This is a genomic window from Nitrospira sp. (genome assembly GCA_037045225.1).
Classification (GTDB): Bacteria; Nitrospirota; Nitrospiria; order Nitrospirales; family Nitrospiraceae; genus Nitrospira_A.
Genome location: JBAOHZ010000009.1, coordinates 302625 through 324634, shown reverse-complemented (window position 1 = coordinate 324634; position 22010 = coordinate 302625). Strand labels below are relative to the sequence as shown.

General features: G+C 58.0%; 25 protein-coding genes. 12 read left to right on the top strand and 13 right to left on the bottom strand.

Features of this window, described 5'->3' with window-relative positions:
• The first annotated feature begins 244 nt into the window (after positions 1-244).
• From V9G17_02645 to V9G17_02630, 4 genes are all read left to right on the top strand, one after another.
• On the top strand, positions 245-463 hold the full coding sequence (locus tag V9G17_02645) for a hypothetical protein (protein ID MEI2751475.1): 219 nt from the start codon (positions 245-247) through the stop codon (positions 461-463).
• Positions 460-774 carry a type II toxin-antitoxin system RelE/ParE family toxin gene (locus V9G17_02640; protein ID MEI2751474.1) on the top strand — a complete coding sequence of 105 codons (315 nt, stop codon included), beginning with the start codon at positions 460-462 and terminating at the stop codon, positions 772-774. The genes V9G17_02645 and V9G17_02640 overlap by 4 nt, the downstream gene beginning before the upstream one ends.
• Before the next feature lie 144 nt (positions 775-918).
• Complete coding sequence (locus V9G17_02635) at positions 919-2817, top strand: radical SAM protein (GenBank protein ID MEI2751473.1); 1899 nt, start codon at positions 919-921, stop codon at positions 2815-2817.
• Positions 2818-2907: 90 nt separating this feature from the next.
• On the top strand, positions 2908-4869 hold the full coding sequence (locus V9G17_02630; GenBank protein ID MEI2751472.1) for a radical SAM protein: 1962 nt from the start codon (positions 2908-2910) through the stop codon (positions 4867-4869).
• Positions 4870-5222: 353 nt separating this feature from the next.
• Here the strand turns inward: V9G17_02630 and V9G17_02625 are convergent, their stop codons facing one another.
• Complete coding sequence (locus V9G17_02625) at positions 5223-5477, bottom strand: hypothetical protein (protein ID MEI2751471.1); 255 nt, start codon at positions 5475-5477, stop codon at positions 5223-5225.
• Positions 5478-5559: 82 nt separating this feature from the next.
• Between V9G17_02625 and V9G17_02620 the strand changes: the two genes are divergently transcribed.
• From V9G17_02620 to V9G17_02605, 4 genes are all read left to right on the top strand, one after another.
• Positions 5560-6801: a hypothetical protein gene (locus tag V9G17_02620; protein ID MEI2751470.1), complete on the top strand. Its 1242-nt coding sequence runs from the start codon at positions 5560-5562 to the stop codon at positions 6799-6801.
• A 488-nt stretch (positions 6802-7289) separates the two neighbouring features.
• Positions 7290-8219: a PhzF family phenazine biosynthesis protein gene (locus V9G17_02615; GenBank protein ID MEI2751469.1), complete on the top strand. Its 930-nt coding sequence runs from the start codon at positions 7290-7292 to the stop codon at positions 8217-8219.
• Positions 8220-8309: 90 nt separating this feature from the next.
• Positions 8310-9341 (top strand): zinc-binding dehydrogenase, encoded by a 1032-nt coding sequence (locus V9G17_02610; protein MEI2751468.1) that lies wholly within the window; start codon positions 8310-8312, stop codon positions 9339-9341.
• 50 nt (positions 9342-9391) lie between these two features.
• Entirely contained in the window at positions 9392-9826 is a 435-nt protein-coding gene (locus tag V9G17_02605; protein MEI2751467.1) for a CBS domain-containing protein, read from the top strand.
• 354 nt (positions 9827-10180) lie between these two features.
• Here V9G17_02605 and V9G17_02600 read toward each other — a convergent pair whose 3' ends face one another.
• The 3 genes from V9G17_02600 to V9G17_02590 all read right to left on the bottom strand — a co-directional run bounded on the left by V9G17_02600 (position 10181) and on the right by V9G17_02590 (position 11667).
• Entirely contained in the window at positions 10181-10729 is a 549-nt protein-coding gene (locus V9G17_02600) for a molybdenum cofactor biosynthesis protein B (protein ID MEI2751466.1), read from the bottom strand.
• A 118-nt stretch (positions 10730-10847) separates the two neighbouring features.
• A complete protein-coding gene (locus tag V9G17_02595) occupies positions 10848-11174 on the bottom strand; it encodes a (2Fe-2S) ferredoxin domain-containing protein (protein MEI2751465.1) in 327 nt (108 codons plus the stop codon).
• A 49-nt stretch (positions 11175-11223) separates the two neighbouring features.
• Positions 11224-11667: a gamma-glutamylcyclotransferase family protein gene (locus V9G17_02590; protein MEI2751464.1), complete on the bottom strand. Its 444-nt coding sequence runs from the start codon at positions 11665-11667 to the stop codon at positions 11224-11226.
• Between the two features lie 202 nt (positions 11668-11869).
• On the opposite strand from V9G17_02590, the gene V9G17_02585 reads away from it, so the two are divergent.
• A complete protein-coding gene (locus tag V9G17_02585) occupies positions 11870-12325 on the top strand; it encodes a hypothetical protein (protein MEI2751463.1) in 456 nt (151 codons plus the stop codon).
• Here V9G17_02585 and V9G17_02580 read toward each other — a convergent pair.
• The gene (locus V9G17_02580; protein MEI2751462.1) at positions 12315-12641 is read right to left on the bottom strand and encodes a Rieske 2Fe-2S domain-containing protein; all 327 of its coding nucleotides are present in this window, start codon (positions 12639-12641) and stop codon (positions 12315-12317) included. The genes V9G17_02585 and V9G17_02580 overlap by 11 nt on opposite strands.
• Before the next feature lie 196 nt (positions 12642-12837).
• Here V9G17_02580 and V9G17_02575 point away from each other — a divergent pair, with 196 nt between their 5' ends.
• The gene (locus V9G17_02575; protein MEI2751461.1) at positions 12838-13383 is read left to right on the top strand and encodes an HNH endonuclease; all 546 of its coding nucleotides are present in this window, start codon (positions 12838-12840) and stop codon (positions 13381-13383) included.
• Positions 13384-13473: 90 nt separating this feature from the next.
• Here V9G17_02575 and V9G17_02570 read toward each other — a convergent pair whose 3' ends face one another.
• Entirely contained in the window at positions 13474-13926 is a 453-nt protein-coding gene (locus V9G17_02570; protein ID MEI2751460.1) for a hypothetical protein, read from the bottom strand.
• Positions 13927-14099: 173 nt separating this feature from the next.
• Here V9G17_02570 and V9G17_02565 point away from each other — a divergent pair, with 173 nt between their 5' ends.
• Entirely contained in the window at positions 14100-14753 is a 654-nt protein-coding gene (locus V9G17_02565; GenBank protein ID MEI2751459.1) for a bifunctional precorrin-2 dehydrogenase/sirohydrochlorin ferrochelatase, read from the top strand.
• Between the two features lie 52 nt (positions 14754-14805).
• Positions 14806-15114, top strand: a complete 309-nt coding sequence (locus V9G17_02560) for an MTH1187 family thiamine-binding protein (GenBank protein ID MEI2751458.1) — start codon at positions 14806-14808, stop codon at positions 15112-15114.
• Between the two features lie 8 nt (positions 15115-15122).
• Here V9G17_02560 and V9G17_02555 read toward each other — a convergent pair whose 3' ends face one another.
• The 7 genes from V9G17_02555 to argJ form a co-directional block, all read right to left on the bottom strand.
• On the bottom strand, positions 15123-16544 hold the full coding sequence (locus V9G17_02555; GenBank protein ID MEI2751457.1) for a DUF4403 family protein: 1422 nt from the start codon (positions 16542-16544) through the stop codon (positions 15123-15125).
• A 101-nt stretch (positions 16545-16645) separates the two neighbouring features.
• Entirely contained in the window at positions 16646-17809 is a 1164-nt protein-coding gene (alr, locus tag V9G17_02550; protein MEI2751456.1) for an alanine racemase, read from the bottom strand.
• Between the two features lie 25 nt (positions 17810-17834).
• The gene (gene frr, locus V9G17_02545) at positions 17835-18398 is read right to left on the bottom strand and encodes a ribosome recycling factor (protein MEI2751455.1); all 564 of its coding nucleotides are present in this window, start codon (positions 18396-18398) and stop codon (positions 17835-17837) included.
• 11 nt (positions 18399-18409) lie between these two features.
• Complete coding sequence (gene pyrH / locus V9G17_02540; GenBank protein ID MEI2751454.1) at positions 18410-19135, bottom strand: UMP kinase; 726 nt, start codon at positions 19133-19135, stop codon at positions 18410-18412.
• Positions 19132-19728 carry a translation elongation factor Ts gene (gene tsf / locus V9G17_02535; GenBank protein ID MEI2751453.1) on the bottom strand — a complete coding sequence of 199 codons (597 nt, stop codon included), beginning with the start codon at positions 19726-19728 and terminating at the stop codon, positions 19132-19134. Before tsf ends, pyrH begins: the two co-directional genes overlap by 4 nt.
• A gap of 51 nt (positions 19729-19779) precedes the next feature.
• The gene (rpsB, locus tag V9G17_02530) at positions 19780-20553 is read right to left on the bottom strand and encodes a 30S ribosomal protein S2 (protein MEI2751452.1); all 774 of its coding nucleotides are present in this window, start codon (positions 20551-20553) and stop codon (positions 19780-19782) included.
• A 230-nt stretch (positions 20554-20783) separates the two neighbouring features.
• Positions 20784-21995, bottom strand: a complete 1212-nt coding sequence (gene argJ / locus V9G17_02525) for a bifunctional glutamate N-acetyltransferase/amino-acid acetyltransferase ArgJ (GenBank protein ID MEI2751451.1) — start codon at positions 21993-21995, stop codon at positions 20784-20786.
• Between the last annotated feature and the right edge of the window lie 15 nt (positions 21996-22010).

The following is a 22010-nucleotide window of genomic DNA, read 5'->3' as shown; positions in this document are numbered from 1 at the left end:
CTTCATGCGTGTGGAATATATGAAGGGTGAACGGGCCTCCTGCAGGATGCTGAAAAAGCCTGCCAGCGTCGTTCTCCCCTCGTAAGTATCCTCAACATAGCCCGAGGCTATGCCTCCGGTGCTTCCGTCGGCTGCGGCCTTGCTGACAGACTTTTTGAGCATCCTGCGGACCTATCTCCAATCAGCCTGAAGAAAATCGCACTGGACCTTGGACGGCCACACTCTGAAGTGCTAGGATCCTCCTATGCTGATTACTACGGGAATAGTTCACGGCGGGACGATTCAGATCGATGCGAAAAGCCTTCCCGAGGGAGCCACGGTCACCGTCCTGGCTCCGGAGGGCGATGAGACCTTCGAGCTCTCGTCCGAGGAAGAAGCCAAGCTGCTTGCTGCGATTGCAGAGGCTGAGCGGGGAGAGACGACGAACGCGGCTGATCTCCTGAAGCAGATCCGCCGACCGTGAGTCATCCACTCCCTGTCCGGATAGTCGGCAGTGCCGGCCAGGCAATCGTTGATGCGGCTGAATGGTGGGTCTCTAACCGGCCGAAAGCCCCTGATACATTTGCGATTGAGCTTGAGCGTGCGATTCAAATCCTCGCATCCCAGCCACTGATCGGTTCCCAGGCTCGAAACGTCAAGCTGGCTGGTGTTCGCCGCCTTCACTTGCCGCGGGTTCGTTACTATCTTTATTATCGCGTGATTTCTCATCCTGAAGTCGTCGAAATCCTCGCGCTGTGGCACACGAGCCGCGGCATTTCACCCAATCTTCTGTAGTTCGCTGGATAGCCGTATCTAGCAGAATCGACCCCTCTCGCTCTTGCATCTCATTCTTTCTCACCATTACAATACCTCCGTAACCCGTTGGCTTTCTGATTATTTCTGTCGCTTCTCGGCCGGGAAGAAGAAGGACCAGATGTTATGAAAGTGGAATATTCCAAAGGCGAGCGGGCCTCCAAAGAACTGATCCTCCTCAATCGCCAAAGTTTCGAAGCCACCAGCGGCCGGAAGATGAAGGTCATGTTGATCTTCCCGCCCGATTGGTTCCCCTCCGAACCCTATCTCAGTCTCCCGTCCCTCACTGCGGTGCTTCGTCAAGCCGGTCATACGGTCATTCAAAAAGACATCAACCTCGAGATGTGGGATTGGTATTTCAGCGAAGACTTTTTGAAGAAGGTCCTACGCCGGGTGCCGCAGCAGCTCGACCGGTTGCGCAAGTTGGCGAAGAAGCGCGAACTTGAAGAATGGGAGCAGGATCTCCAGCTCACGCTCTGCGATCTCACGCGTCAACGCATCGACGATTTGATCAAGAAAGCCGAGAAGGCCAAGGCGATCATTCGCGGAGAAGTGTTCTATGAAATCGATCAGTTAGAGTGGGCCATTCATGTATTCCGTGAAGTCACGTCCGTGATTTCAATGGTCTATGCTCCGGCGCGGATCTGCATGCCGCCGATGGAGACGGACCTCTCCTATAAAGTCTTTGTGTCGCACGAAGTGATGGACGCGGTGAACGACACCCAGGTGAACATCTATCGCGATGTGTTCGAGCATTTGGTGAAGCCGGCAATCGAGGCGGAGCAGCCGGATGTGGTCGGCATCTCGATCGTCTTGCAGCAGCAAATGTTTTCTTCCATGACCTTCTGTGCCCTCATCAAGCAGCACTTCCCCAATATTCATGTGACCATCGGCGGCAACACGGTCACGCGCTTGCGCGACGTACTGCCTCAATCGCCGCTGTTTCAATACTTCGACAGCGCGGTGGTGTATGAAGGGGAGACGGCGTTCGTGCAGCTGGTGTCGGCGGTGGGGGCGAAGCGGAGCTTGGCCGATGTGCCGAACACCATCTACAAGGACGCGACCGGGGTGCATGTCTCGACGACGAGTTTTGCGGAAGACATGGCCGCGCTGCCGCCGCCGGACTTCGATGGTCTGCCGCTCGACAAGTATTTTGTGCCGACTAAAATTCTGCCCTACCTGGCGACCCGCGGTTGTTACTGGGGCCGTTGCGAGTTCTGCGACCACGGCGAAGGTTACACGGCGGGTTACCGCACCAAGAAGATCCAGGACATTTTGGCCGAGGTGACCTATCTCCGTGACAAGTACGGCTCGCGGCATTTTCACTTTACGGATGAGTCGTATCCGCCGGCCCTGTTCCGCAAGCTGACGCGGGGGCTGATCGACAACAACATGGGCATTGCCTGGACAACGCACATGCGGTTCGAGAAGAGCCTGCTGGAAGATCAGGTCTGGCAAGATGCGAAGGCTTCCGGCTGCAAGTATCTCCACTTCGGGTATGAATCGGGGAATGAGCGGGTGTTGCGGTTGATGGACAAGGCGACGACGACGGACATCATGACGAAACACTTGAAGTATACCGCCGAGGCAGGCATCTGGAACCACTGCATGGGTTTCTTCGGATTTCCCGGTGAAACACGGGAGGAAGCCTGGTCGTCGGTGGAGTTCCTGGAGCAGAACAAGGACTATGTGCATTCGTTGGGCTTTGGCACGTTCGACCTCGGCCGGCATAACCCGGTGGCGAAACATCCGGAGAAGTTCGGCGTGACGGCTTACAAGAATCCTGAATGGGACCTGGCGCTCGACTACTACTTTACGGTGAAGCAGGGGTTGAGCATCGAGGAGGCCGAGCGGGTGTTCGAAGACTTCGAGCGCAACCACAATCCTGGTTGGGACTTGCGGCTGTTCATCCGCGAATACATCTTTCTCTACATCGCGCGCTTCGGGTTGGAGAAGCTGCCGGACCTGCAGTTCCGGTCGGCGAGGGTGGCCACGGTGCCGCCGTCATTAGCCGGAAAGATGTAGGGGCGTCTCTCGCGAGAGATGCTGCACGAAAGACGAGCGCCGGTTTGTCAACAATAGGCCTAAGGGCGAGTAGATACATCGAAGGAACACATGAGCAGTAGCGGCTTAGTCCAAATCGACGGCTTGTCTCCGATCAAGACGGAGGAACGGAAGACCTCCAAGGTGATGTTGCTGTTTCCGCCCGAATGGGTGCCGACGGCGCCGTATCTCGCCTTGCCTTCGTTGACCGCCGTGTTGCGGGAAGCCGGGCATGACGTGGTGCAGCGAGACATCAACATTGAGATGTACGATCACTTCTTCACCATGGAGTTTTTGATCTGGGTGAAGGGTCGTCTAGGGATGCAGCTGAAGCCGCTGCAGGACAAGGATAAGGCGGGGCGGCTGACGGAGCAGGAAGCCGCTCAGAAGGCGGTGCTGGAAGAGGCCTATGCGGTGGACGTGTTCGACCTCGCAGACCGGGCGGAAGACGCCAAGCTGGTTGTGCGCGGCGAGCGGTTTTACGAAGCGGAGAAATTGGAGCGGGCGCTGAATACGTTCCGCGAAGCGATGCAGTACATCTCCTCTGCCTACTACCCGGCCTCGCTGGTGTTTTATCCCATGGAAAGTAACCTGGGCTATCGGCCCGGAGTGTCCAAGGAAGTCTTTGCCTGCCTCGACGACGAACAGGTAAACGTCTATCGCGATATCTGCAATCAACTCGTCTTACCCAGCGTGAGTAAAGAAAAGCCGACCGTGATCGGCATTTCCATCGGTACGCAGATGCAGCTGATGGCGGGCCTCACCTTCTGCAAGATGATCAAGGAAAGTTTTCCCGACATCCACGTCGTGGTCGGCGGCAACGTCGTGACGCGGCTGCAGGAAGAATGGGCGAAGCATGAGCGGTTCTTCACCGACGTCTTTGACGCGGCCATCTTGTACGAGGGTGAGCATGCGCTGCTCTGGTACCTCGAGGCGGTGAACGGGCAGCGGGCGATCGAGTCGGTGCCCAACCTCATGTATTACGCGTCCGGTGCGGTGCAGCAGAGCAAGGAAGTGTATACAGAGAAGACGGCGGCGCTGCCGCTGCCGGATTTCGATGGCTTCCCGCTGGACCTCTATTTTGTGCCCGAGCGGATCATTCCCTACCTCGCCACCCGCGGTTGTTATTGGGGCCGCTGCACGTTCTGCGACCACGGCCAGGGGTATTTCGATCAATACCGCGGGATGACGGCGCAGCATGTGCTCGAGCAGGTCACGGCGCTCCGGGATAAGTACCAGTGCAGACATTTTCTGTTCTCCGACGAGTCCTATCCGCCCGCGTTGTTCAAGAAGGTCTCGCAGCTGCTGGTGGACCGGAACGTCGGCATCAAGTGGACGACTCTGATCCGGTTTGAAGAGACGCTCCAGGACCAGGCGGTCTGGGACCTCGCGGCAAAGGCGGGCTGCTGCACGCTCTATTACGGCATGGAATCGGCGAACGAGCGCGTGCTGAACCTCATGGACAAACACGCGAAGAAGAGCGTGATTCAGAATAACCTCCACCAGGCGGCGAAGGCCGGCATCTGGAACCACGTGATGGCGTTTTACGGCTTCCCCGGCGAAACGCGCGACGAGGCGCTTGAGACGCGACAGTTCGTCATCCAGAACCAGCCGGTGATTCACTCCGTGGAGCTGTTCTATTTCGTGGCCTACCGCCACACGCCGATGGTGCGCAACCCGGATAAATTCGGCATCACGATCCACAAGCAGGAGGAATACGACCTGCCGCTGGATTATTACTACACGCTGAACGAGCCGGTGGGCATTTCCTGCCTCGATGCCATGCAGCTCTGCGAAGAATTCTATAAGAACGACTTCAGTCCATGGGCCGTGCGGGTGAATAGCCGCGAGCACGTCTTCCTCTATATCTCCAAATTCGGCACGAACAAGCTGCCGCAGATCTACGCGGCGACGAAGGACGGTGCGACGGCGGCCGAAGGAGTCTCCGGTCTCGTGACCTGGCCGATGGCTATCGGTGAAGGAGATGAGGGGAAAGAGGGGATGTCACGCGTCGTCTCCCACGGGGTGGGATAGCAGGCTGGTGAAAACGCCATCTCCCGGCGTTCTCGGTCGCCTGCCTCCCTGCGACGTACCGCAAGGGTACGCCTCAGTCGCCACGCTTCCTGCGGCCTTGGCATATGGCGTTTTGACCAGCCTGCGAGATGCGGATTGTACCGGATGCTGAAAACAACCTCCCGCGTCGTTCTCGGTTCGTCAAAATCCTCAACGTACCCCTGAGGGTACGCCTCCGGTTTTGACTTGCCTGCGGCCTAGCGGGATGCCGTTTTGAATGTCCTGCTGGAATTAGCGCGTGGTGCTTGAAACGTGAAGCCTGTCTCGCGAGATACGAACGACGAGAGACGAGCGACGGTTTTTTCCGAGACGCTTCACGAGAGACGGTGGTCGTCGTCGGGAACGACTAGCGCAGAGAGCAGGGCATACGAGGCTTCGACGAGTCGGGTCATTTCCTCGGCCTTCGTGTAGGCCTGCATGTACTTCTTGGGATTGTTGGTCAGGTTGGCGAAGCGGCGAGGCGTCCAGGTGTGTAGAAGTTCCTCGCGTTTTCGATCCAGTTGTTCGCGGGTATAGGGAGGCGTGAGCGCAAAAAGTTCCTGGGCTTTGGTGAGGAGATCCTCGGTCATGTCACGGAGTCTGGCAAGTCGATGATGACACTGTCAATCTAGCAGGCGTTGCCCCTCGCGGCAACAGGCAAGGTGTTTCACCATGGCCACTGCACTCCCGATTTTTCAGCCCACCCCGATCTTCAAGGATCGTACGGACTACCGACAGGTGCTCATCAAAGAAATGGAGGCGGGGAAAATTCCCCTGAGTCTGGGCCGAGACTGTCCGGTCAAATGCGAGTTCTGTTACGAACTCGACCATTCCTACCGCGAAACCCTCGACCCGCCGAAAACCACCGACGACGACTGGAAGTTCATCCTCAACTACATCAGCAAGAAACCGACCGATCCCACACAATTCTGGTGCCTGGGCGGCAACGAGTTCATGGAATGGACCGATCTGTTCCTGCACCCCAAGGCGATGGAATGGGTGGAAGACTTCCTCCGCGAGACGGACAAGTGTATTCAATTCTTCACCGTGGGATTCGTGCACGTACCCAAGATCCATCAGCTGGTGGCGCGCTACCCCGGCCGGATCAACTTCGAATTGTCGGTCATCACGTTGAGCGACTACCGGCAGCGGTTGATGCCCCATGCGCCCTCCGTGAAACATCTTATGAAGGTGCTGGATGGGCCGGCCGTGTCGTCGGCGAATTTTTACGCGTTCGATAAAGACACGATGTCGAAAGATGCGGCGACGATCTCCAAGGTCAATCAGCAGTGTGTCTTGTGGATGGGGACGTTGACTCCGGTGCGTGGGCTCAGGGAGGAGACGGCGGCGCTGATGCGGCAGGGGAGGACCTTCCTGCCGGAGGAAGCTTCCCACGTCTACGATCTGGCGCTGCCCAATCTCCAAACAATCCACACGGAAGCCTACACCACTGCCTTCTTGAGTCGCCGGCGTATCGTCAGCCTATTCGACTCGCTGGAGTTGGAAAAGAAGGACACGGTCGTGATGGCGGGCAGCGTTCACAAGATCCTAACTCTCTACCGGAAAAACCGTGCGCGGTTTCTCTATGTGCCCAATGCGTTGCTGAGCGGCGACTCCGACTGCACCGTACTCCTGACTTTCGACGACATCGCGCGGCGTCTGACCAAGGAGAAGGTGGTGCATGTGCCCAAGTGCATCATGCAGTCGGGGAGAGGGCCCTATACCGACATTACCGGCGTGACGCTTGAGCAGTTCACCAAAAAGACCGGTGTGCGGGTGAAGGTGTTGCACAAGATCGATACCCGATTCGCCAATCAGCAGCTCTACCGCAACGGCTCGCTCCAGAACTACGTCGAGCAATACATCAAGCATCCGTTGAGGGCTTCGTATGAGGCTATGCCGCACCCCGCTTAGCCGGCTGGCCGACTGCTCAAAACGCCCTCTCCCTGCGTTCTCGGTCACCTGTCTCCCTGCGACGTACCGCAAGGGTACGCCTCAGTCGCCACGCTCCCTGCGGCCTTGGTAGACGCCGTTTTGAGCAGCCGGGCTGAGGGCGGGTTAGGATGGATGTCGAGTACGCCTCCGGTTTTAACTCGCTTGCGGCCTAGCGGGACGCCGTTTTGACCAGCCTTCGAAATGCGAATACCAGAAGATGAAGACAGCATTTCCTGGCGTTCTGGGTGGCGTTCCTCCCTGCGGCCTTGGTAGACGCCGTTTTGAGCAGCCGGGCTGGGAGGGAATCATGGGGTCGTAACACGGAGTGGTCCGACATGCGCACCGTTCGATGCGCCTTCAAAATTCGCATCGAAATACCTTTCCGCTGAGCTGCGTCGCTCTCTAACCCCCTTGCAAAAAATACCGACTCGGGGCAACATGCCGCCAACATCTTTTGTGAGGAATGTATGCCTGGTCCGAGGCGATTGCAGTTCTATCAAGCCGATGTGTTCACCGATGAACCGTTCGGCGGGAATCCGGTCGCCGTGTTTCCCGATGCGGATGGCCTGACCGACGTGGAATTGCAGCAGATCGCCCGCGAAATGAATCTCTCCGAAACCGTATTCGTGTTTCCCCCGACGGACAAGGCCGCCGTCGTGAAGATGCGCATCTTCACCCCGACACAGGAAATCCCTTTTGCCGGGCATCCGGTGATCGGGACTTTTTTTGTGCTGGCCACCTTGGACCGGCTCGCGCTTCGAGAGCCGGTCACGCGGGTGCTGCAGGAATGTAATCTCGGGCTCTTCCCTGTCGACATCCACACCTGCAATGGCGTGATTGAGCGCGTGGTCATGGCGCAGCCGAGCCCGCAGTTTCTGGATGTGATCGATGAGCCGGAGGCGTTATTTGCGATCGCCCGCGGATTGGGGATTACGAAGGCTGCGATTTCCGAAACCCGCTTCCCGGTGCAGGTTGTCTCCACCGGGTTGCCGGTCATCATCGTGCCGGTGCGGACGCTCACGGCGGTGCGGCAGATCGTTCCCGACGTCGCGGCCATTGCGGACCTGTCTCAGCAGTACGGCGCCAACGGCATCATGGTGTTCAGCACGATGACCGTCGAACAGTCTTCCAGCGTGCATACGCGGATGTTCGCTCCCTTGATCGGCATCGTGGAAGATCCGGCGACCGGAAGCGCCAGTGGCGCGTTGGGTGCCTATCTGGTTCAGCATGGTGTGGTGGATATCAGGCCGTCGACCGAGATTACCGCCGAGCAGGGGTACGAGATCGATCGTCCATCCCGCATCCTCATTCAAGTGGATTCTGATGACGATGTGATTCAGTCCGTGACCGTTGGAGGACAGGCGACGATGGTGGTGGAGGGAACCCTTACCTTCTAGAGGCATGTTCAATCGTTCATGTGCGATTCGCACGAATCAGGCATTGAACGTCGATGGTTGCAGAGTCAGCCTTCTTTGCTTGGAGGATGCATGAATGCAGTGGTGTTCCACGAACATGGCGGGCCGGGGAAGCTGCAGTATCAAGAGATGCCGATGCCGACGATCGGCGTCGATGAAGTGCTGGTGCGGGTCAAAGCCTGCGCCTTGAACCATCTCGACATCTGGATTCGGCAGGGCAGTCCCGCCTATCCGATGCCGCTTCCGCATATCCTCGGCTCGGACATTGCCGGCGTGGTACAGCAGATCGGTGCGCATGTGGAAGGGGTTGCCGAGGGCGAACGCGTGTATGTCTCTCCAGGGGTCGGCTGCGGGCATTGCGAGCAATGCCTCGCCGGGCGCGACAACATGTGCCGCTCCTACGGGTTGATCGGGGCGATGTGTCATGGCGGGTATGCCGAGTACGTGAAGGTGCCGGCGCGGAATGTGTTCCCGATTCCCGGTGCGTTGAGCTTCGAGCAGGCTGCCGCATTTCCGTTGGTATCGGTCACCGCCTGGCATATGTTGTTCGGGTTGGCCGCTCTGCAACCCGGTGAAGACGTGTTGATTATGGGCGCGGGGAGCGGGGTGGGGCACATGGCGATCCAGATGGCCAAGCTTGCCGGCGCCCGTGTGCTGACCACGGTCGGGAGTGATGACAAGGCCGCAAAGGCCAAGGCGCTCGGTGCCGATGAGGTCATCAATCACACTCGCGAGCAGGTGAGCCAGCGGGTGCGGGAGCTGACCCACCGACGCGGAGTGGATGTGGTGATCGAACACATCGGCCCGGAGGTATGGGTGCAGTGTATCGATTCCTTGGCCAAAGGCGGTCGGTTGGTGACCTGTGGCGCGACGACGGGCGCGGAGGTGAAACTCGATCTGCGGCATGTATATTCGAGGCAGCTCACGATTCGTGGCTCCTACATGGGGACGCAGAGTGAATTGCTCAAGGCCGCTCAGTTGGTCGGCCAGGGCAGGTTGCAGCCGGTGATCGACCGGACGTTCCCGCTGTCCGAAGCGAAGGCTGCGCAAGAATATCTTCTGAATCGAAAGTTTTTTGGTAAGATCGTGTTGAGCGTTTCATAATCGGTTTTATTAGTGGCTCTCTTGTCCCAACGGGCAGAAAGGTATGTGACATGGCAAGCGTTGCGCAAATTATGAACAAGAAACCTCAGAGCATTGGTCCGACGATGTCGATTCGCGGTGCGGCGAAAAAGATGCGCGAATTGCGTGTCGGTTCGCTTCTGATCAAGAAGGGGAAGAACCATGTGGGGATTGTCACCGACACGGATCTTGTCCGCAAGGGACTGGCGACCAGCCAGGACGTCTCGAAACTCACGGTCGATAAGATCATGACCACCCCGCTCTGCACCATCGAGAGCAACAAGTCGGTCGATGACGCGCAGGATATGATGGGCGATCTCGGCGTCCGTCACCTTGCGGTGACCAAGGGGGGCTCGATCGTTGGCGTCGTGTCGGTGCGCGATCTCTTGATGCACTACAAGCGATACGCCCAATCGAACATCGCGGCGAATCAGACGTATTCTGAGCCGAAGATCTCGCAAGACTAATCGGATGTTGAAAACGGTCTCCAGCATCGTTCTCGGCTCATCAAAATCCTCAACGTACTCTACGGGTACGCCTCCGGTTTTGCTTTGCCTGCGGCCTTGCTGGAAGGCCGTTTTGAACATCCTTCAGCGGGCGGATGCTGAAACGGTCTCCAACTTCGTTCTCGGTCGCACGGCTCCCCGCGACGTGCCGCCAGGGTACGCCTCAGTCGCCGTTCTTCCTGCCGCTTGGTTGGAGCACCGTTTTGAGCAGCCGTGAATATTCTAGGTCGCCGAGTCTGATTTTATCTGAAGACAATCCTCACGCCGTACTCCGTTGGACTGCTCCAGTCGGGGCGCGCGCTTCACGCTTCACGACTATTTGGTGAGTTCTTTGACGAGGTGGCCCAGTTCGGGCAGGATGAGTTTTTCCATCGCCAGGCGCACGGCATTTTCTGATCCCGGAGTGGAGAAGAGGATGCGGCCCTTGATGATGCCGGCGGTGGCCCGGCTCATGATGGCCGGTGAGCCGATGTCCTGATAGGTCAGATAGCGAAACACTTCGCCGAATCCATCCAGCCGTTTTTCCAGCATCGCATCCACCGCCTCAAACGTCGAATCCCGCCGGGAGATCCCAGTTCCGCCGTTGATGATGATGGCCTGTACGGACTCGTCGGTGATGCCTTCGGCGATCCGCGCCTTGATCTGCGCCGGTTCGTCTTTTACGAGATGATAGGCAGCGATGTGGTGGCCCTTGTCCTTGAGCAACTGTTGGATCAACTGGCCGCTGGTGTCGGTCTCAGGTGTGCGGGTGTCGCTGCAGGTAATGACCATGCATCCGATGGAGCGTGGGGCGTGGTGTTTGTGTTCTTTGTGGCTTGGGGTGGACATGATGGCAATGGGATGATGAAAATGCTTTTCCAGCAAGGCCGCAGGCAACTCAAACCGGGAGGCGTACCCTCAGGGGTACGTTGAAAAGTTTGAGGAGCTGAGCACGATGCTGGAAGGCATGTTCATCATCCGCAAAGAAAAAGATGTTGCTGAGTTACTTCCAGATGCTATTCGGATTCAACTTTTCGGCCGGCTTGCCGCCCTTGATGTGTTCATCGAGAATCGTAGCAACATCGGCTTCGGTGACCTTGGAATACCACGTGTTGTCCGGGTACACCACGACGGTCGGTCCCTGCTCGCAGGGGCCCAGGCAGGAGGAGCCTGTGACGAGGACTTCGCCGGGCATGATGCCGCGCTGCATGAGACCCATGTTGAACGACATGAGCAGTTGCGCGGAACCCTGGCCGCCGCAGGACGGTTTCGGGTGACCGGGCGGACGGGCGTTCGTGCACACAAGGATATGATACTTCGGTTTTGGCATCGTGACCTCAATGTAAGGTTATGGGGTGAGTGAAGATTGTGTGAGTTCGTCAGGCCGGCTTATAGGCTTTCCACTGCTCGGCGCATTCTTCAGGCAACTTCCACTGCTTGATGCCCTTGAGAACCCAATCGATGTAATGCTCTTTCGGCTTGAATTTGCCGATGGGGGTGGCCGCATGGGTGGTGACCAACAACTTTTCGCCTTCTTCCGTGATGACGGTGACAGGCAGATGCCGGTAGGCTCCCTGCGGTACGTCGCCCTCGAATTCGTCGAGGATCTTGAGATCTTCGTCGGTGATTTCGAAGACGGCTCCCCAGACTTTTTCCCCCGGCGACGGAATCACGCTCGCCAGGCCACATCGCCATTGCGTCGACCAGCGGCAGAACTGAACGCTATGGTCGGGAAGGTACGCCGTAAAAATAAACTTGTGTTCCGGGGCGCGACGCTTGAGTTGAGACAGGTTCAAATTGTCCGCGTAAAAGAAGAACTTCATTGAACGGTGAGACTCCGGTTATGTCGCGAAGGTTGACCGATACTTGTACCATAGCGTTGCGCAACCTTGTCAAGCTCAGCGGTCTCTCTGTGTCGCCGGCTTCACCGCCTCTCGCTGTGGTCCGACGATTGACAGTGAATTCACACGCCACCTATGATGACAAATTCATCAACCATCTATCGGCAGTCTAGTGTGACGACCTATGAGTAAAGTGATCCATTACACCGTGCTCGCGCTTCTCCTGACTGGAGGGCTGGCCTACTGGTGGATGAAACCACCTGGCCTCAATCCGATGATCGATCCGCAGGCGGCCGAGGCCCTTGCGTTGGTGCAAACCCACCGGGCCGCCGGGTATCCGACGATTCTTCAGGCATTCAACGAGCGGGTCCGTATTCAGGAGAACCGGAAGTTGGGATTACGCTTGGGAGAGTGGAAGGTGATCAAGCAGGACGGTCAGCGCTATGAGGTCCGGATCTACATGCGGGAGCAGGGGAGCACACAGTGGTTCGAACGGGATTTTATCTGGCATGTGGATCTGGCTACGAAGCGCGTCAATGCGGCCTCCTTGCCGGCCGATGGGTTGATGCCGGAAGGCCCGGATAGTGGACGCCCGCGTGCGCCGGGCGGTGAGGTCCCTCCGTTCCCGCCTACAATGTGAGGGGCGTTCTCACCTGCACGTTCGTGCCCTGCACGCGCACTTCCACACAGGCTACGCGGATCTCCGGATTTTCAGGTCGCTCACCGGTACGGACATTGAATCGCCATCCGTGCCAAGGGCATTCGATCACTTCGCCATCCATGCATCCTTCGCCCAACGGACCGCCCGCGTGCGGGCAGGTATTGTCGACGACGTGAAAGGTTCCGTCGACGTTGCACAGGGCGAGAAAAATTCCCTCGACTTCAACGGTGCGACACGTGCCTGGGGGCACCTGTTCCACCTGGGCGACGGTGACATAATCGATGCGCAAATCCATGCGGTTCCTCTACGGGTTACAGCGAGGTACAAGTCGTCTCAAGATTGTGTGACATGGTGGGAATATTTCGTAAGCGCTTGATTTCATTGGCTGCATATGGCATAGATTGAGCAGGGATTTTCAGGGAAGGACCACAACAGCGCCGTCATTTGCTATCCTCTAAATAGTGCACTCATAGGAGATCGCCGGAGCCACTATGGAAATGACCTTGTTGCTCAACTCCACCTATGAACCGCTTCGTGTCCTGCATTGGCAAAAGGCCATTACTCTGCTCTGGCAGGGGAAGGTCGAAGTCCTCGAAGTCTACGATCGCCAAATCCACGGTATCTCGATCTCGATCAAGCTCCCCTCGGTGATGCGCCTTCTGAAGCTGGTGAAGCTGAAGGATAGCCATCGCGCGGTGAAGTTTTCCCGTATCAACATTTTTACGCGCGACGGCTATTGCTGTCAGTACTGCAAACACAAGTTCCGTACCGAGGAGCTCACGTTCGACCATGTCGTGCCGATTGCCAAAGGCGGACGGAAGACCTGGGAGAACATCGTCACGGCCTGCTGGCGATGCAATAATCGGAAGAGCGGACGGACGCCGGAAGAAGCCAACATGCGTCTGATCAAGAAACCCGTGAAGCCGCGCTGGAGTCCCACCGTGACAATTACCATCGGGATCCGGAATACGCCGGAAAGCTGGCGGGACTATCTCTACTGGAACCTCGAGCTGGACGCGGACCCCGCCGAGCCGTAGCCGTCGATTTTTACTGGTCACTTTGCAATGGGCAATAGCTTCTCTTCTCCATTGCGCATTGAACCGTGAGCCTCGTATATGTCGCCAGGGTTAGTACACCTTGTCGATGGTAATGTTCACGTCCTTTCCTCCCGGTAACGTCGGATTCTTCGGGTAACGTCCCTCCATATCGCCCGGTTGCGCCTGGCCGGCCTGGCCGTCGCGATCCAGACGCGCAATCACATCCACCATGCCCTTCAACTCGGTGCCCTGGACCATGACATCGGCACTTGTGATCTCAAACTGCACCGGAAATTTCGGTGCGTCGATTCGTTTGGCGGCGATGGGTCTCGGTGGCCCGGTCGGCCGCCGCACAATGACGAACAGCACATCGGTCGGTTTGACCTGGTCGACTAGGTTGGGCGCAATCTGTACCTGCCCGGCAATCGATCCGCCGCCTTGATCCGGCTCCCCGATGTGGGCGATGCCGAAATAGGCCGCGACGGCCGCGATGCCGATGATCCCTCCGGCCATCGCCAGGGATCGTCCTGTATATCCAGCCACAATAGACTCCTTTGTTGCGCAGCATGAGCCCGAGAGTTTCTGCCTTGAACTGCGGGCGCATTATACCCAGCTCCAGTCACAAAGGGGAATGGCGGAGCGGGTTTACCCTGTCAAATCAGCTGTTGTATGATACGCACTCACGTGGTTGTCGATTTGTTGGAGGATGAATTCAAATGGCTGCAAATCCCGGGTTTCAAATTTCACTCGATGTGCGTGGGTGGCCGGTCCTGGTGATCGGTGGTGATGAGGAAGCGGCAGATAAAGTGCAGCGGCTCCTGGAGTCGGGCGCGAAGGTGACGGTGATCAGTCCCACCCTGCACGAAGTGCTTCGTAAACTGGCCGCTTCGGCCAAGATCATTCATCGTGGACGCCACTTCCGCGCGAACGATCTGGAGGCGGTCATTCTGGTCTTGAACACGATCCGAGATGATCGCGAGCTCTCCACCTCGCTCATCCGATTGGCTCGCGAACAGAAGTTTCTAATCTGGTCGGTCGACCAGCCCGATGTCTCGAACGTGGTGATGCCGGCTGTCGTCAGCTCTGGTCATGTGCGTGTGGCGATCAGTTCGAGCGGGCAGGCGCCGGCGCTTTCCGGATTCATGAAGGAAGATCTCGAGCGTATTTTGGACAGCGAGTTCGTCGCGTTCGTCGATTGGCTCGGGCAGCTCCGCGAGCAGGCCAGGGCCAACGAACCGGACGCCGAGAAACGCCGCGCGCTCCTGCGTGAGGCGCTGGATGGATTCCGGCTCTTGGGCAAGGTGCAATATCCGAAGGTGTGGCTGGATCAACGGGCCACGGCTGCATCAGGCGTGAAAGGTGAGTCGTAAGAAAGCGCCGCAAGTCTGACCGCTGTCGACTGACAGCCAGGAGTTATCGAACATGGTGTTGCTGGAATTCAGTATGTCGCCGCTGGGCAAGGGTGAGAGCGTGAGCAAATACGTGTCACGCTCGTTGGATATTATCGACAAGAGCGGTGTGGACTATCGGCTGAATCCGATGGGTACCGTGCTTGAAGGGGAATGGGACGAGGTCATGGCGGTCGTCAAGAAGTGCTACATGCGCATGCGCAAAGACTGCAATCGCGTGTCCTGCAGCATCAAGATCGATTACCGCAAGGGACCGAAGGGCCGCTTGTCGAGCAAGGTGTCGAGTGTGGAGTCGCAGCTGAAGCGAAAACTGAAGAGCTAGGGCGCGTATTATGGCGCGGCGATGTCCGCATGGGCGTCGTAGTGGAGCATGCCCTCAGTTTTGAATCGCACCGAGAGGCTGGCGGTCTGCACCGTCAGCGCCTCGAGGGACAACCGGCTGACCGTGCCGCGTAAGCGCCCTCCCGTCAGGTTGCGATTCAATCCCTTCTCCAGCGCCTGTCGCATCAGGTCCAGTTCCTCTCGAACGGGGAACACCAATCTTCCCGCCAACTCATTACGCAGAGGCTCATGTAACCACTCTTCGGCTAGGTCCGTGGCCGGCGTGCGTTCCTTGATCGTGTAGTCGACGTCTCGGAACAAAATTCTTCCCGTCGATTCGTCATACGCCGGCGTTCCTTTCAACCGAAGTGTGAGCGGCAGCAAGCCTCGCAGGATGAGTTCCACTCCCACTTGATTGCCCAGTGGGTACAATGTCGCCCCCACGATCTTGATTGTGCCGACGCCCAGTGACCATTCCTGTCCGACCACTGCTTCGCGCAGCCGTTGATTGGCTTCCTCGATCGGGACTTGAAGGGCGAAGGCGACGTGAAAACCATCGTCATGAAACTGAGACTGCAGGTCGGGGAGAGCAAGAGGTCGTGACAGGGGCTTGGTGCCACGCACTACAGTCGGTCTGGCCGTCACGCCGTACCCGGCGGTTGGCGTACCCGAGAGTGTTTCGATTCCGGCTGGGCCGATTGCTTCAGGATTCAGTTGGAGCCAGACCCCTTCCGCTTCATCCAACAGCAAGGGCTCTTGCAAGTCCTTCCACACCTGTGCGACGGCGGGCTTCAGTGTCACGAGGGCGCCGGCCTTCCGGTCCACCGTCGGCAGGATTCCCTGTAGCTCACTACGATAGACCTGCGCCATCAGAGGCGCTGTATCCACGCCCTGTTCGGAGAGCCGGCAGGGCCGGTTCGCTTCGACCGCAGTCACGCTGCTCGCAGGCAACAGGGTGTAGGCGCGGCCTTGCGTCAAGGTGGTTGCCAGTGTCACCGATAATCGGCCTGTGCCCGTTGAGGCATCCTGTTGGCCGCAGTCGGCGATCTTCGTCACCGTGCCGTTGATCTGCTTGGCATATTCCACGCCGAACGGAAAGCTGGATTGGGACAGGAGGCGAACTCCGGTTGTCGTCGAGCTCTGTTCTCCCGGCCAGACCCGGTACTTCAAGAATCCGGTGCCTCCGCCCAGTGCCACCCAATCCTTGTGTGAGTTTCGATGTGCGGTGAGCGTCTGATGAATGCTGGCGTAGGGCTCGGCCAGGGTGGTCATTGGAATCGGTACATGAACGGTCATGCTGGAGGCTTCCGGCTGCTGGTGTCGAGCCGTAGCGGTGCCTGCCGCTGCCGCAGGTGTGGTTGCGCAGAGACTCAAGATGGCCGCAGCGAACCAGAGCAGGTCATGTCGCTCACATCGGGGCCGTCCGCCCATCGTTCTCTCCTCATGCTGGTGACAGAGAAGGTGGTCGCTACTCGAACTTCTTCCGAACATATCGCTCAACTATGGGGGAAGGAAAAACGGAAGGCAAGCCGTCATTTCTTCGGTGACGAAGTTTCGTCGATTGAACGGAGCGTGAGATAGTGGCGTGGGACGCGTTGACCGATGGCGCAAAGCACTTCATAGGGAATGGTCTGTTGCCAGGTGGCGAGGTCGGCTGCGGTGATACGCTCGTCTCCCTGTTGCCCGATGAGTATCGCTTCCTGTCCGACTTGCACACCGGGCACATCGGTCACATCGACCATCGTCATGTCCATGCACACACGTCCGACCACCGGCACCCGGCGTCCGCCGATCAACACCATGCCTCGGTTGGATAAGAGGCGATTGTAGCCGTCTGCATAACCGACCGGGAGGACCGCAATACGCGATCGCCTCGCGGCGATGAAGGTCCGGTTGTAGCTGACGCTGTCGCCTGGCTGGATGGTGTGCACATGCGCGATGGTCGCTCTCCAGGTGAGGATTGGCCGCAGCTCGGGGGCCGCCGCTGCGTCGGACAGGGTATGGTAGCCATAGAGCATGATGCCCGGGCGCACGAGGGAATAGAGGCTTGCGGGATATTTGATGATGCCCGCGCTGTTGGCGGCGTGTATCAGGGGAAATGACCGCCCCCCTTGGCGCAATGCTTCGAGCGTCTGCTGAAACTCCGCGAGTTGTTTTTCGGTATGTGTCGTCTCGGCATTGTCGGCATCAGCCAGATGGGTCATGAGCCCTTCAAGTCGGAGGGTGGCTTGAAAGGCCGGCAAGGCGGCGAGATCCGGCATCTCGCGAGAGCGTACGCCCAAGCGGCCCATACCGGTTTCGATTTTGACATGCACAGAGTAGGGCGCGGCATCGGGTGGGACGGCCGAGGCAAAGGCTTGGACCATATCAGTTCGATAGAGCACGGGCGTCAGACGATGTGTGGTTAGGTCGGCGAATTGTGCCGGGGCCGTCGGGCCCATCACTACAATCGCATCGTGGATGCCTGCCTGACGAAGCGCGATGCCCTCGTCGACTGTCGCGACGCCGAATCGGTGGACAGCCAGTTGTTGCAGGGCGCGCGTGAGTTCGAGCGCCCCATGGCCATAGGCATTGGCCTTGACGACGGCGAGCACCTCAGCATGCGGTGCGAGACGGCGCACATGAGCGACATTCTGCGCAAGGGCATTCAGATCGACTGAGACGGAGGTTGGGGGGAATTGAGACGGCGTGTACACGCAGCTTGTGGTGGCAGAATGGGCGCTAGACTTCCAGAATTTCGCCTTCTTTTTTCTTCATCACATCGTCGATTTTTTGCACGTATTGGTCGGTGAGCTTTTGAATCTCGGCTTCCGACTTGCGCAGTTCATCTTCGGTCAGCTTGGTGTCTTTCTGCAGCTTCTTCAGTTCTTCGTTGCCATCCCGGCGGAAGCCACGAATCTGCACCTTCACTTCTTCGCCGTGTTTCTTGCAGACCTTGATGAGTTCTTTCCGGCGCTCCTCGGTGAGCGGCGGAAGGGGAATACGGATGAGCTTGCCGTCGTTCGATGGCGTCAGGCCGAGGTCCGAGATTTGGATCGCTTTTTCGATTTCCCTGATGAGGTTCTGCTCCCAGGGCTGGATCGTAATGAGCCGGGCTTCGGGGGTGGCGACGTTGGCGACCTGCTTCAGCGGTGTCATGGTTCCGTAGTAGTCGACTTTGATGCCGTCCACCAGTGCCACAGATGCGCGCCCGGTACGAAGTCCGGCCAGGTCGCGTTTCAGATGTTCGATCGCGTGGTCCATTTTTTCAGTGACACGTTGTTTCACTTCTTGCGCCGTCGACATCAGCCTCTCCCTTAGCGACTTTCTACGGTGACCAGGGTTCCGATAGGTTCTCCCTGGACGACACGTTTAAAGTTTCCCTTCTCTTTTAAATTGAAGACGATCAATGGCAACTGGTTATCCATGCACAAGCTGATGGCCGTCGAGTCCATGACCTTGAGGTTCTGGGTGAGAATCGACAGGAACGGAATCTCTGCATATTTCTTGGCTTGTGGATTCTTGACCGGATCGCTGTCGTAGATACCGTCGACTTTCGTGCCCTTCATGATGACCTGAGCGCCGATTTCCATCGCGCGCAATGATGCCGCGGTATCGGTGGAGAAATAGGGGTTTCCCGTTCCTCCGGCAAAGATCACCACCCGTTTTTTTTCCAGGTGCCGGATGGCGCGGCGGCGAATGTACCCTTCGGCCAATTGACGCATCTCGATGGCCGATTGGACGCGGGTGCTGACGCCTTTGCCTTCCAGTGCATTTTGGAGGGCGAGCGCATTCAACACCGTTGCGAGCATGCCCATATAGTCGGCGGATGCCCGCTCCATGCCGCGGGCGCTGGCAGCCAGGCCGCGGAAGATATTGCCGCCGCCGATGACAACGGCTACTTCGACGTCCATCGCCACGACGTCGGCAATTTCTTCTGCCAACCCTTCGAGAATCGAGGGTTGGACGCCATAGCCCTGCTCACCGGCCAGCATTTCTCCGCTGACTTTCAGCAGAATGCGGCGGTAGTGAGCAGAACTCATGCTTGGCCTAGTTGGAATCGTGTGAACCGGCGGATGTTCATGTTCTCGCCGATTTTGGAGATTTGCTGCGCCAACAGATCCTTGATCACGACGGAGGAATCCTTGATGAAGGCCTGCTCAAGTAAGCAGTTCTCTTGATAGAACTTTTCGAGCTTGCCCTCGATGATTTTGGGCCAGGCGGCCGGCGGCTTGCCCAATTCCTTGGCTTGCCCTTCGTAGATGCTGCGCTCTTTCGCGACGACATCTGCCGCAATCTCTTCCCGTCGGACATAGGACGGACTGGCGGCCGCTACCTGCAGCGCCAGATCGTTCACGAAGGCTTTGAACTGCTCATTGCGCGCGACGAAGTCCGTCTCGCAATTGACTTCGATGAGCACGCCGATCTTTCCGCCGGCATGGATATAGGCATGGATCAAGCCCTGGTTGGTCTCACGACCAGCTTTTTTCTGGGCTGCGGCCAATCCCTTTTGCCGGAGATAATCGATGGCTTTGTCGATGCTGTTTCCGTTCTCGGTCAGGGCCTTCTGGCAATCCAGAATGCCGGCTCCTGTTTTTTCACGCAACTCTTTGACGAGCTCACTCAAACTTGCCATGGGTTCCTCAGTTGGTCGAATAGAACAATGCCATCCTGCGCGAGGCCGCCGTTAGGAAGCGGACGCGCCGGCCAGACTTGCCGTCGGTTTGGCGCCGCCACCGGCTGGGGCCGATGCAAATTCTTTCTCTTCTTGCTGGGCCCGGAGGTGGGCGCCTTCGAGGCACGCGTCCGCAATCCGGGAAATAATCAGCTTGATGGAACGAATGGCGTCATCATTGCCAGGGATGGGGTACTGAATGTGATCGGGATCGCAGTTTGAATCGACGATGGCAATGACCGGAATTTCCAACCGGCTGGCCTCGAGGATTGCAATGTGCTCAATGCGAGTATCCAAAATGAACACCGCGCCGGGCAAGGCGCGCATGTTGCGGATGCCCGACAGGTTCTTCTGCAGTTTGACGACTTCCTTCTGCATCTGTCCGAGCTCTTTCTTCGTATGACCCTGGTGCGTCGGATCAGCGAGCGTCGTCTCCATTTTCTTCATTTTGTCGATGCTGCGACGGATGGTCTGGAAGTTGGTCAACATGCCACCCAACCACCGCTGGTTGATGTAGAATTGATTGGCCCGTTTGGCCTCTTCCTCTAGAATTTCCGCCGCTTGGCGCTTGGTTCCAACGAACAAGACGGAGTCACCGGCCGCCACGGTGTCGCGCGCGAAGGCATAGGCCTGCTCCATGCGTTCGACGGTCTGTTGAAGGTCGATAATGTAGACGCCGTTTCGTTCCCCGAACAAAAACCGCTTCATCTTGGGGTTCCAACGATTCGTCTGGTGTCCGAAGTGGACGCCGGCTTCCAGTAATTCCTTAATTGCAACTACTCCCATACCTTCACCTCCCTCCGAAGCCTGCAGAGCGCCTGGCGAACGCCAACGACGAGGGGGATGTCCCCCTTATTCTCAGGCTGCGCAGCGTGCGCATCACGCTGGTGTGGATTTAAATAAGACGTCCCTGATTTTAGATGCGAAAATGTGAACGATGGGACGGACCATTCACTGCACGAAAACGTTCGAACGCTAGCATAACCCCTCGCTATTTTGCAACCGCACGAGGGGAATTACGATCGGTAACTCGCGTTGATCCGCACGTATTCATAAGACAAATCGGTTGTCCACATGTGTGCTCCGGCCTTGCCCTGTGCGAGATCGACGAGAATGGTGAATTCTTTCGCCCGGAAGACCTTGGTCAGTTTCTGTTCGGCCACGCGTCCCAGTCCTTGCCCGTTCCGTACCATCGGCACCTCTCCAAATTGCAGGTTGACCCGACTGGGATCGATGGGTACCCCTGCGCGGCCGAGGGCCGCCATCACACGGCCCCAGTTGGCATCACCGCCAAAGAGTGCGGTCTTCACCAGGTTAGATGTGGCGATTGTCTGGGCAATCTGTTTGGCTGCCGTCGTAGACCGGGCGCCTGTGACCTCCACCCGGACGACCTTGGTCACGCCTTCGCCGTCCCAGCAAATCTTTAAGGCCAGCGTACGGCAGACTGTTTCAACCATGGCGCAGAACCGACGAAAGTCCGCCGAGCCCGGCTTGAGTATCGAATTACCCGCCATTCCGTTCGCGAGGCAGAGGACCGTGTCGTTGGTGCTGGTATCGCCGTCGACGGTAATGCAGTTGAACGATTGATCGACCGCCTGGCTCAGCGCTGTCTGAAGCGCAGGTCGACTGATGGCCGCATCGGTCGTGAGATAGCCGAGCATGGTGGCCATGTTGGGATGGATCATGCCGGATCCCTTGGCCATGCCGCCGACCGTCACCATCTTCCCTCCGAGTCGCGCGCGCACCGCCGCCTGTTTGGGTTTCAGGTCCGTGGTCATGATGGCTTGGGCTGCGTCAGCTCCACCGCGGCGCGTGACTCGGGTGAGCAGGGTCGGGACGGCCTGTTTGATGCAGTCGATCGGGAGGGGTTGGCCGATGACCCCGGTCGATCCGACGAAGACGGTGTGGGGCGCAGTGTTGAGGGCCGTGGCAACCAGTTGTGCCATCTCCTTGGCCACTCGCATTCCGTCTGGTCCAGTGCAGGCGTTGGCGTTCCCGCTGTTGACGAGGATGGCCCGACCGACACCTTTTTTCAGATGCAGACGATCGAGCACAACCGGTGCAGCCACGACTTGATTGGTAGTAAATACGCCGGCGACGGGTCCTTCCTGCTCGGAGACCAGCAAGGCCAAGTCGAGTTGTTTCTTCTGCTTTTTCTTGATGCCGCAATACATCCCGGCGGCCCGAAAGCCGAGGGGTGCGGTGATGCCTCCTGAGATGATTTTCATAGTGATCCTGTGTGA